This window comes from Paenibacillus sp. FSL H8-0283 (assembly GCF_045040675.1).
GTDB lineage: Bacteria > Bacillota > Bacilli > Paenibacillales > Paenibacillaceae > Paenibacillus > Paenibacillus amylolyticus.
Genome location: NZ_CP150295.1, coordinates 4,891,701 through 4,904,343 on the forward strand (window position 1 = coordinate 4,891,701; position 12,643 = coordinate 4,904,343).

Genomic DNA, 12,643 nt, shown 5'->3' on the forward strand with positions numbered 1-12,643 from the left:
TCTATGATCTATATTGCTTACACATTGCCCTCTACAGAGTCTCCAAGACCACACGTGAGCCGTTTCCGGCCTCACCTGCCGGAATCACCACAAGTTTGCGCGGCAAGCGTGCACGCAGTTCAGGCACGTGACTGATGACACCAACAGCCAATCGATCGTCATGCAATTTTTCCAGAGACGTAATGACGGTATCCAACAGTTCAGGGTCAAGTGTACCAAATCCTTCATCCAGGAAGAAGAATTGAAGTGGGTACTGACCTCGCAGCTGAATCTGGGCCGACAGTGCCAAGGCCAGTGACAACGAAGTCAAAAACGTCTCGCCACCTGACAACGTTGATACCGGTCGTTTGACTCCCCCGTTGGCATCATCACAGATTACAAAACCACCACCGGAATCCACCTCCAGTGAATAACGTTGTTTGGTCAGGAAACGCAGACGCTGAGATGCCGCATGACTAACCTGCATCAGTTGTTCTTCGGCAATATACTCGACAAAAGCATTGCCTCTGAACGCGGATTGCAATTTGCTGAGCAGCTCACCTTGACGGCTTACCTCCACCCGCTTGTTCTCCAGTTCGGTCCAGCGAACATGTCGCTGCTCCACATCCTCCAGATCACGTTCTGCACGTGCTTTGGCACGAAGGGCAGCCTCGTCCTCAATTCGGACCTGCTGCAAACGTTCGGTGCAGGCTAACCACTGTTCCTCTGATACGACAGCACCACCCAGCTTTTGTTCCAATTCACGCAACTGGGATGCCAGTTCACGCTCACGTTCACGGTGCTGCTGGATCTCCCCTGCCAGTCGCTCTGCTTCCTGTGAAGGAATTGCCGCGGATACAACTGCATCATCCGAGTCAAACGGAGATTGTTCCAGCAATTGCTTCCACCGTTCCTGTGCTTGTTGCAGATGTTCTGTAGCCGAGGTAGCTGCCTGCTGAGCCATAACGTCTTTCTTCGCTGATTCCTGCTTCAGTGTGTCCGCTTCTTTGAAGCGTTGTGCCGAGTCCGAAGCTGTTTTCCGCAGTCCATCCAGACGAGCCTGAGCCGCAGTAATCAGATCTTCTACCCGTTGCTCCCCAACCCACTGGCGCAAGCGTTCTTCCTTCTCGGCCAGCTGTTTGCTATTGCCCTGCCACTCCGTTTGCCACTGAATCAGTTGTTTATCCAATTCCACCAGCTTCTGCTGGAGAGATTGGATGATCTGGTCTTTTTCCTCAAGGAACGTCACGCTTTTGTTCAGACGTTCCTTGATGTCTTCGGCGCGCGCATCGCGCTCCTGCATCGCCTGATAGAGGGCCTTGGCCTCCTCCTGAGCGATGCCCGGCAGTTCCGCGGCCCAGCGGCTCTGCAAAGTAGCCGCTGCGGCCTCGCTCTCGGCCAGCTTGCGCTCCGCCTGGGCGAGCCCGGCACGGCCGGCCTCTTGCGCAGCTGCCGCTTCCATGCGGCGCTGCTGCGCGCCCACAGCCGCCTGCTGCAACGCGGCGGCTTCGGCCTGGAGCGGCGCTGCTGCGGCAGCCAGCGCCTGCGCGGCTTCGCGCAGCGCAGCGGCACGCGATGCCCAGCCTGCCGGGGAGCGCCCGTGTTCGGGCGACCCGGCGGGCTCGGGCTCCGCTGCCGCAGGCGCGGCCTCGGCTGCGGCAGGAGCTTCGCCGGCCGCAGCGCCAAGCTGCGTCAGCAGGCTGCGACGTTCGTGCAGCTGCTGGCGCAGCCCAAAGCGCAGCTCCTGCAGCTCCGCGTGCAGGCTGCGCAGCAGTTCCAGGTCCGCGTCGCCTGCGTGCGGACCTTCTCCCGGCGGCGCAGCCGGGAGCGGGTGATGCGGCGAGCCGCACACCGGGCATGGCTCGCCGTCACGCAGCTCGGCGCGCAAGGCGGAGGACAGCCGGTGCAGCTCCTGCTCGCGCATCGTGCCACGCAGCTGTTCCTCCGCAAGAGCCAGCAGGCTCTGTTCGCGGCTAATGTCCTGCTCACAGGCAAGCAAGGCCTCAAGACCTGCTGACGCCTGTTCTACCAGATGCTGACGCTGATCACTCAGGCGTGTTTCTTCCTCAGCCGCCGCCTTCAGCTTGTCGGCTCCCTGTTCTGCCGACTGCTTATAAGCTTGCATGTCAGCCTTGTTTTGCTGCAACTGCTCCGCAGCAGTATCCACACGATGTTTCAGTTCAAGCGCAGCTTGAAGTTGCCTGCGTTCCTCTGACTTCACTTCATTTGGCTTGAGGCTCTCCTGTAGTTCCTCTCGCCGTTTGCGTCCGCGCTGTTGCAGTTCCTTTTCTTTCTCAAGCTGCTGTCCCAGCGCAGTTTGTTCGCTCTGCCCCTGTTCCAGCAACTGCGCGAGGCGCGAGCAATCGGCTTGAAGTCCGTCCCGTTCACGTTGCAGCTCTTTTGCTTGTTCGAGTTGCTCCAGGCGCAGCAAAAGTTTCGGTTCTTCCTCAGTCATTTGCTTACGTGCCGTCTCAGCCTTCTCCGCTTCCTGAACAGCCAGACGCTCATGTTCCAGTGCTTGCTGATGAGCTGTCTCGGCGGTATCCTGCCGCTGCTTCTGTGTAGCCGTGGCATCTCGAACCGTCTGCAACGCAGGCAGTATTGCATCTGCCGCAACGGATTGTTTCAGCCGCTGTTCGCCTGCCTCTATCTGTGGTTCCAGTGCTTTCAGCTTCTGCTGTTCATCCGTCCGGGCCTGCCGTTCGTGACTTAACTCACGAATTTTGCCCAGTTGTTCAGCTTCCTTTGCAGCTACATCCAGCGCTTTTCGGGACAATTCAGACTGCTGAACAGCGGTTTGAAGAAGCCGTTTCGTTTCTTCCAACGTCTCCTTACTAGCATTGCCCAGTCCCTGTTGCTCCGCAGCAAGAGATTGGTGAACCATATCATTATCCTTGACCCGCCGACTTAATTTGATGGCCAACTGGTCCCCATACTTCTCCAGATGGAATAATCGTTGCAGCATCTGGCGACGTTCACTGCCTTTGAGTGACAAAAACTCGGCAAACTTTCCTTGCGGAAGCACCACTGCCCGTGTAAAATCATCCATCTTCAAACCGATCACATCTTCAACACAGCGATTCACATCTGCCAATTTGTCGGCAAGTACCTGTTCTTCGCCATTAACCGTCTCTATGAATTTGCTGATCGTATTACTCACCGAAACTTCATTATTTCGTTTGAAACGTCGCTCTACCCGGAACCTTCGAGTGCCTTCCGCCGACATCAGTTCAAATGTAAAAGCAACCGACAACGAATCCTCTGCATGATTCATAATGCCTTGTGTCCCGTTCACCGCGCGTTCCACTTTTCCGTACATGGCGAGTGTGATGGCATCGAGCAAAGAAGATTTACCACTACCCGTTGGACCGAAAATACCGAATAGTCCCGTCTCCGTCAGCACGGTAAAATCAATCTCCTGCATCTCCCGATAACTTTGCAGTCCGGCAACTTTTAATAAAATCGGCTTCATCTTTCCTCGACCTCCTCACGCGCACCCGGCTCGTCTTCATCCACAAGTTCCAGGAAAAGCTGTACCAGGCTGTCTTCCGGTTGTGCACCACCGGTCTGACGCTGATAAAATTTACGGAACAGTTCGTGGACCGGCAGCTCGGATCGTTGTTCCAAAAGTCCTGCTGCAGCCATCTCGGGATACACCGGGCGAATATGGATGATACCTTCATGTGATTTTCGCAGCTGCTGAATCTCCTTCAGGGACATCGCCTCGTCCAGCCACACTTCCATGTCGATAAAAGCCTGCGGATCACGTCCCTCATCCAGCCAGCGATATACTTCTGCCAGACCACCACGCGCCTGCCAACGCACAAGCGGACGCCCGGAGGTTAACAAAACTTCTTCTACCTGTGCTGCTCCACCCGGCGCCAGATCAACCATCGTGACAGACTTGCTCTGCCCTGCTTCCGAGAAGCTGTAGGCGAGAGGAGAACCGCTATATCGAATCACCCCGTCACCTTTGACAGCCTGTGCACGATGAAGATGCCCAAGCGCCGTGTATTGCGCACCAGTCGATAAAGATGAAGGGTCCACCGTGTAGGCCCCACCGATCTGAATCGGACGTTCCGAATCACTCTCAAGTCCGCCGAGTACATAGATATGGCTCATGGCCAAGTTCACGGTATCCGGGCGAAAAGAAGCTGCCAGACGCTGCATTAACATACCCACCCGGTGACTGTATGCCTGACGAAGCACATTTTCATCCCCATCCGTGGTCAGCAATTCATTCAATCTGGCTTCAGAAGGATAAGGTAATGCGGCTATATGTGCAGTCTCACCGGTTCGCTTCGCATAGATGGTTACCGCTTCTGAAGTAGGCATCCCTACGAGTGTAATGCCCTGTCTGTTCACAAGTGGAGTCACAGAAGCTACACGTTCTGGCTGATCATGATTCCCTGCAATTACCACGAGAGGTCTTCCATGCTCCGTCAGACGTGCTGCCGCTTCATAAAAAAGCTGTTCCGCCGCTGCGGGAGGATTCACCGAATCATACACATCTCCGGCCATCAATATGGCATCTGCCTGCTGCTCATCAGCGACCCTGACGAGTTCATCAACGAAATCTTCCTGTTCACGCAGTCGGCTTCGTCCTTCCAGCGTTTTTCCCAAATGCCAGTCCCCTGTATGCAAAATACGCATCGTCCGTTCCACCCCTCTCCCATGTGAGATACATGGTTTTGAATTCCGATCTTTTTACAATTTCACTGCATGTCCACCATCAAAAAAGTACAGCCATTTCCGGTCAACTTTCCGACCTAATATATCTTCAATAGCCCGTCCATACAGATCTAGCTGGAAGCGATAATTTTTGGTAAGTTCATCCAAACCACCACGATGCTCCAATACTCGATCCGTCTTGTAATCAAGCAAGACAAGCTCGCCGTCCACCTCATACAGACAATCGATAATCCCCTGTACAAGCACGGTTTCATTTTCAATCGTTGCCTGCATTTTGCTATCTTCATTTATTGTCTGCATATCTGAGTTCGCCGCCCGTTCATGTAGCCATTCCATAGGAGACTGATGTGCCGGAAGTCCATACACAAACGGAATTTCCCGTTTCACCCACGCTGCACGCAATAATTCTTTCCCTGGTTCTGTATTGAAAAATCCGGCCAGTTCTTCAGGTTCGATAGCCGCAGCATGATGGGCCAGCAAAATCTGAAGCTTAATCAACCGCTCAATCGTCTGTTCAATAAGCTGTGAATCAACAGATGATCCATCTATAGGAAGATGCTGCATCAACGTATGATACACGTTCCCCCGTTCTGCCCCTGTCAGCTGCGTTGCCTCCATGAATTTCGGACGACGCAGGTGCAGTTTGAAAGACGTACCCGCAGATCCCGCATCCGAAACGTTCACCGTACGGTTTGAATCTGACTTTAACCCAGCCTCATGCTTGATAGATTCACTGGATGCATCACGATGAGCATGGCTTGTTTCATCCTTGATGTTATTGATTCCTGAGGTGTTATAATCCAATAATTTCTCGGACTGTTCTCCCAGTTCCTCCATCACCTCTACGGACTGGATATCCTGCATCGCAAGTAACGTTTTCAACTCCGTGACAGATGTACTGGCTGCTACTTGAGTTGCTGCTTCATAGGGGTACGTCCATGAAAGTCGTTGATCAACCTCGTTGATCAGCCGTGTCTCCTCTTGTTGAAGAGCTACTGTAGCTGCACCTTCATCTCCAATGTTTTGGTTAGCCGTGACTTGTGCACTCTTCGTCAGTTCTTCTACCGTTGAGGATGTAACCAACTTCACAGGCTGAACGGCTTTTAGTGCAGCAGTTCGTTCTTTCCGCACCTCAGTCATCCCATCTTCTTCCCCAAGTGTCTGATTCACCACATGGTCACGGGACACGTGATCAGCGGAAATAATAGAAATCGCCCATCGAGATTGATCATCTGCAAGACAGGCTGAGAACGAATCATTGCTTCCGGCAAGTTCACGCAGCACACCCGCATCTGGATGTCTCATCAGAGATGGCCCAATCCAGTCCAGGTAACTCCGTCCTGCAGCCAGCAGATAGTCTGGCAATGCCAGTTTAGGACTATCCTTGACCTGAGACCACGCGAGCGCTTTTTTCGCGGCATCTTTTACAGTACCCAGCAGAATCATTTTCTCTTTGGGACGGGTCAACGCAACATACAGCACACGCATCTCTTCAGCAAGCAGTTCAAATTGCGCACGACGACGAATCGCCAGATTGGCTAATGTAGGATAGGCAACCCGATTCTCACGATCCACAAACCTCGGGCCAAATCCCAATTCCTTATGCATTAGAAACGGTGCGTTCAAGTCTTGCTGATTAAACATCTTGGATATGCCACCGACAAAGACAATTGGAAACTCCAAACCCTTACTCCGGTGAATCGTCATGATACGTACGGCGTTGTCCTGCTCACCAGAACTACTTGCTACAGTCCCGAGGTCTCCCCCGTTTTCCCGCAGTCTGGAAACATAGGTCAGGAAACGGAACAAGCCGCGATTCGCAGTTGATTCCTCATATTGTCGTGCGCGGTCGTACAATGCCTTAAGATTACTTTGACGTTGCAGCCCTCCTGGAAGACCACCAACCCAGTCCAAATAACCGGTTTCCCGATACATACGCCAGATCAGTTCACTTAGACTACCTTGTCTTGCCTCAAGTCTCCACTGCTGCAATTGACGCATAAAACGAATTAACTTCTGCTGCAACTCCGAGCCTGAGATCTCCGTTATACCCAAATCCTCACTTGCATGTCCCGCAACACCAGCATCTTGCATTCCATCTGTATGCAATGTATGCACATCGGATTCATAGACATCATCCAGGATCTCTGCCTCGACTGAAGCTGCTGTCTCCCGCTGTCCCTGTTCCATCTCTGCCCAGGCTTCCGGCCGCTGCAACTGGACCATATTGGAATCAGGATGATTATCCTGCCGGGATTGTTGTACAGCATTAGTGGAGGAATCGCTCCAATCTCCCGCAGCCGATATAACCGCATCATAGAATGATTGTCTTTTGTCACCAAGCCGAATCTGTGCCAGTTCCTCTTCATCCAGTCCAACAATCGGGGAACGAAGCACGGAAGCGAGCGGAATATCCTGCCTTGGATTATCAACAAGCTGAAGCAGAGACATCATGATTTCCACTTCTGTAGCCTGAAAATAACCCTTGCTCTGTTCTCCTCCAGCAGGAATTCCCTGCTGTCTGAACTCCTCAATCATGAGCGGAGCCCACATCAAGGTCGAACGCAGCAAGATGACCATGTCACCGTAACGTGCCGGGCGCATCGTTTGCAGGGCTTTGTCATATACATGGAGGGCAGGTTTGTCCGTATCCCCAACCATCTCACGAATACGCCTTGCGATCGCCCTTGCTTCCAACTGTGCTGTTTCGAGTTCGGCACTCTCCAGTTCTGCGGAGACCGATACATCCCCATTCTCATCCGTGCTCTCTGTCAGATCAGGACCACCACCCTGACGATCGATCAGCATGAGTTCAGGTGTATACGCCTCATCTCCAAGCGTCTCTGACGGGAAGGTAGCCCCATATGCCAGTTGAGCTCGTTCATCGTAAGCAATCTCTGCCACACCTTCGTTCATGAGTTGCCGGAATATCATATTGACCGAATGCACGACTTCCGCACGACTGCGGAAATTACGCGCAAGATCAATACGTTGGCCTGCACGACTCAGGCGATCTACAACACTTCCATCCTCACGCATGCTCGCTCCATACTGACGATACTTGTTCATAAATAGACCCGGCTCAGCCAACCGGAAACGGTAGATACTCTGTTTGACATCACCGACCATGAATCGGTTACCCGGGTTTTCTCTGGAGATGAGCTTCACGATATCTTCCTGAACCGTATTGGTATCCTGATATTCATCAAGCAACACTTCATCGAATCGCGAACGGTACTCCATAGCCGCATCGGAAGGCATTGACAGTTCAGGCGTTGAATCCTCATGTCGCAAAATGTGAAGACAGTAATGCTCCAGATCACTGAAGTCAACTTGCCCACGTTCCTGTTTAGCCTGTCGATAACGTTCTCCAAATGTACTAACCAACCTAGACAACTCCTGCATGAGTGGTGCCGCTTGCTCCAGCTCCTGCCAGAACGAAAACGCACTTCTTCCGAACAATGAACCTTTCAGGTCGGTAACTGCCTTTTTCGCAGCCTCACGGAGTTCCTTCACCTGATCTTGTAAAGCAGGGTCCGTCTGATCTTTTTTGCAGGGTTTCAGTTTGCCAAATGTAGCGGGTTGAAACACTTCAGGCAACCTTTCCCATGGCATAATCTGGGCTGCAGACAACAGTTCTTCTACCATCACCAGGTCTTCTTTTAACGTATCTGCATAAGGTGCCGGACCTTCAGGCTGCATGGAAATATGAATGCCTTGACGGAGCAATCCTGCTGCACCACTTAAAGCAAGAGCCGCATCACGCAAAATACTCTGAACCCATGCTGAATGTCCAAGTGCCTCTACACTTTCCACCTGAAAAGCAGACGCCATCTCTGAGAGCCAATGATCCGGCCAGGAATGACTGCGGGAGAAATCATACAAACGTTGCACCAGTCGATGCATCGCATCATCGTTTCGTTCTCCACTGAACCAGTCCACTAATTCGCGGAATGTACTCCCTTCATCTTCTTCGCCATACTTTTCCTCAAATAGTTCTTCAAGCAGTTCCTGCCGCATGATTTCCGCTTCATTTTCATTCAGGATACGGAAAGCCGGGTTCAACGGAATTTGCTGATAATAACGGCGAATGACTTCCATACAGAATGAATGCAGCGTTGTAATAGATGCCCGTCCAAGCAGCGACAGCTGCTTACGCAGATGCTCTTCTCCAGGCTGTTCTTCCAGCGCACGTTCCAACGCTTCCCGAATCCGTTGTTTCATCTCGGCGGCGGCCGCTTTGGTAAACGTAGCTACAAGTAAACGATCCACACTGAATCCTTGGGAGGGATCTGCGATCTTGCGAATAATTCGTTCAACCAGTACGGCTGTCTTGCCTGATCCCGCCGCTGCGGCAACCAGAATGTCTTCTCCGCTTTCCGAGATGGCACTCCACTGGTCATCACTCCAGAAGCTTCCTTCCGGTTTTGGCATATTCGTCATGATGTTTCCCCTCCCTTGGTGTGAGATAACATATCCCAGATTTGCTGTTTGCCCGGTTTGGACAACAGGTTATACTCATTTCCTTCTATATTCTCATCAAACTGACAAACAGGCTTATATGGACAGAACGTACACGCCACTTCCTGCTGAATACGATAAGGCTCAATGGCCACATCCCCATCCGTAATCCGGGTACCAATCTCGCGGATATTACTGCGAACTGAAGCAAGCAGCGTATCCCATTGCTCTGGCGTAGCTACAGCGGCGCTGCTATAAAAGCTTCCGTCCGCCTTAAGGGCAACTGGAATAATTGCTGAATACCCCTTATCCAGGGTGTTGTCCATTTGAGCGATTGCGTCCCGATCCGCCAGCAGCAAACCTTTCATTTTGAACCGTTTCAGCAGTTCTTGTCCTGCCTGCTCTGATGTCATGCCGTTTGCGGATTGCAACAGCGGGTTATGCACATGGAAATACAACGTTCCTCCCGGCATCGCCGTTTCCCCAAGCCATTCTTCGGCAGCACTAAGCAGCACCTCCAGATAGGTGAGCATTTGCAATGACAGACCATAGTACACTTCATGTAACTTGAGGTCCGTCTGGCTTGATTTATAGTCAATGACACGCAGGAGCAGACCATTCTCTCCTTCTGCGACATCTACACGGTCAATTCGACCCACGATCTCCATCACACAGCCGTTTTCCAGTTCAAAACGTAATGGCGGCAGTGTTTTATCTGGTCCAAAATCAAGCTCCAATCCAATCGGTTCAAAACTTCCACGTCTGGACTGTTCACCAAGAATAACGGATGCCCGGCTAACAATGTCCTTCAATTTGCGGAAAATATAACCGTATCGCTTGGTGCTTAGCAAAATCTCCCCTTGCAGCTGTGGTGCAATCTGCTCCACCGTTTGTTCGGCTTCCTGACGGCATTGGTCTGGAGTCAAACTGCCCCAACTACGATTTTCTTCGCGCAACCGCATAGCCAGCTGGCTTAGCGCAGCATGAAACAGCTGTCCGATATCAGGAGCCTGAAGGCGATACAATTGCCGTTCTTTGAGGCGCAGCCCATGCGAAGCAAAATGGGAGAACGGACAAGCGACGAACCGCTCCATTCGCGAGACACTCGTCCTCACCTCTGTACCATACAGTCTGCGACTGGTAACTGTACGTAGTGGTAATGCCCGATTACGATAAAAGATTGATCCCATCAACCGTTCCAGCTGAGGTCTGCTTGTCTCTCGAGATACATGCCAATTGTAGACCACCCACCACATTTCAGGGATGTCTTCTCCGCGGCGCCATTTGCGCAATTGTCCAATGAGCGTTGACAGACTCTGACCCGGATGGGTGACATAGGACCAATGCGCTTCTTCCGAGTTCGCAACCGGTGGTTGAGCGAGCAATGGCTGTTCTTGTAGACCAAACATCTTCCGTACATGGCGGACAATCTCGGAAGGAAGCAGTGCTTTCCCCTCATCATCAGCAACCGGGTAACTCAGCCACAACTGGCTACTTGCCGCTGTAATTGCCGTATAGATCAGAAAACGTTCATCCAGCATCTGCCTTGTTGCACCTGGTCCAAGCGCCATGCCTCTTTCCGTCAGTAACGCTCTCTCCAGTTCCGTTAATACGCCATCATCCTGAGGTACGGCGGGTAATTCACCATCAACGGCGCCAAGGATAAATACGTATTTGATGTCCTGAAGGCGTGTACGGTCCATAGAACCCATCAAAACCTGATCAAGTGCTGGTGGTACCAGACCCAGCTTCAGTTCCGTCAATCCGGTCTCAATCATCCCGGCAAACAGCGTGATATCCAGCCGTTCATTCCCCATCATATCGACCATCTGATCCAATAAATCTAGCACAGCTCCCCACATCTGCCGATGTTCTCTCGACCGTTCGGGGTCACCTTGTGCCTTAGCTTCAGCAGACATGTTCTCCAGCTTCCATGCGATCTCAGCATCTTCCAGCAGTCTGTATAGTGCCTCGCACTGGGCTTTGGCTGTCTTTGCCTTTTTCATTCGTTTCTCAAAAGCACCCAAGGAATCTGTAATGACCGTTCGACAGCTCTCCATTAAAGAAAGCATCTGGTCCCGTCCTCGACTACGGCCATCCTGACCGTTATCTTCCAGTGATAAGCTAGGTACATACTTCCACGGTTTGCCGTCAGTCCAGCGATACCCGTGAATACCACAAGCCAGTACATAATTCTCAAGCTGGTCCATATCTTCACGAGTGATGGAACCATCACGCGGAAGCAGCAGATCCGTTTTGACACAGCGAAATACATCCTCGTAACGCCAATGTCGACGAACAATGTCGAGTGCAGAACGGATAAACTCGGATAATGGATGATGAAGTTCATTTCTTCTGCGGTCCAGAAAGACGGGTACGTCATAATCCCTGAATAGAGGTTCAGCTATATCAGCGTAGGTATCCAACTGACGAACAAGTACCGCCATATCCCGATAACGCGCACCTTCGTTTTGTGCCAGGCGCCGCATCTCACGCAGTGCTCCCTCCATCTCAGCTCGTCGGTTCTCCGCTGCAACCAGTCGGATTCCGGAATCAAGGCCTTCACTTTTCCAACGAATTCGCCGGTCGAAACCAGCCTCCAGATGAGCAAGTCCCGGGCGATCCTTGTATCTCGGTGGAATCTCCGAATCTAGCACGGTTATATCGCTCGTTACACCCAGTTCGTCAGCCATTCCTTTCAGGCGCGCATAGGCACTTGCCGTGGGATAAAACAGTTCCAGTTCTCCAGGCAGTGCGCCGTGATCATAAGGACGATCCAATGTCAGGGCAATCGTCACGGAAGAGGACTGCAACATCAGCCTACCGATCACACTCATCTCCTGTGGTGTGAATCCCTGAAAACCATCAATCCAGATCTGGGCATCCTGCAGCAATGCACTTTCCGACAAACGATCTGTCAGCTCGGTCAACGTGTCTTCATCATCAATATATAAATTGGTCAGTTCCTGTTCATAGTCACGATATATCAGATTCAAGTCATGCAACTTGTCCTCCAGAATCGGCGAAGTGGATGAGGTATTACTTCCAGACATCCCTTCTTCCAGCAATGATGGATCAACTTCATAACGTTTAAATTCACTATATAAATCATTTAATTCACCTATAAAACCCAGCTGGCTGCCGGATGCACCAAACAGCTTTAATTCTTCCTTACGGCGCTGGATTACTTTATAGAGCAGCATCTTTTTGCCTTCGGCTCCGATTGGAATACGAGCAGAACCACCTGCTTCCTGCATTACACGATAGGCTAAACGGCGAAAGCCGAGCACTTCAGCACGCATGGTACCTTTAATTGCTCCAGAAGACACCAATGCCTGCTCTGTTCGAAAAGAACTCTGTTCGGGAACGAGCAAAATCAAAGGTGTGCCTTGCGGTTCTTGTTGAAGCAGGGATGTAATTTCCCGGGTAATCAGCGAGCTTTTGCCGCTGCCTGCCCGGCCAATAACAAAACGAACGGACATGTCTAATCCTCCAAACCACACGTACAAGA

At 51.7% G+C, this 12,643-nt stretch carries 4 protein-coding genes; all 4 read right to left on the reverse strand.

Annotated elements, in window-relative coordinates; all coding sequences use genetic code 11:
* Positions 1–31: 31 nt before the first annotated feature.
* Genes MHI52_RS21755 through addB form a run of 4 tightly spaced genes read right to left on the reverse strand, consistent with a single transcriptional unit; the run spans position 32 to position 12,614 of the window.
* Positions 32–3,451, reverse strand: a complete 3,420-nt coding sequence (locus tag MHI52_RS21755; protein ID WP_405157611.1) for an AAA family ATPase — start codon at positions 3,449–3,451, stop codon at positions 32–34.
* The gene (locus MHI52_RS21760; RefSeq protein WP_405157612.1) at positions 3,448–4,632 is read right to left on the reverse strand and encodes an exonuclease SbcCD subunit D; all 1,185 of its coding nucleotides are present in this window, start codon (positions 4,630–4,632) and stop codon (positions 3,448–3,450) included. Before MHI52_RS21760 ends, MHI52_RS21755 begins: the two co-directional genes overlap by 4 nt.
* A 54-nt stretch (positions 4,633–4,686) precedes the next feature.
* On the reverse strand, positions 4,687–9,114 hold the full coding sequence (gene addA / locus MHI52_RS21765; RefSeq protein WP_405157613.1) for a helicase-exonuclease AddAB subunit AddA: 4,428 nt from the start codon (positions 9,112–9,114) through the stop codon (positions 4,687–4,689).
* Entirely contained in the window at positions 9,111–12,614 is a 3,504-nt protein-coding gene (gene addB, locus MHI52_RS21770) for a helicase-exonuclease AddAB subunit AddB (RefSeq protein WP_405157614.1), read from the reverse strand. The genes addA and addB overlap by 4 nt, the downstream gene beginning before the upstream one ends.
* Positions 12,615–12,643 lie beyond the last annotated feature (29 nt).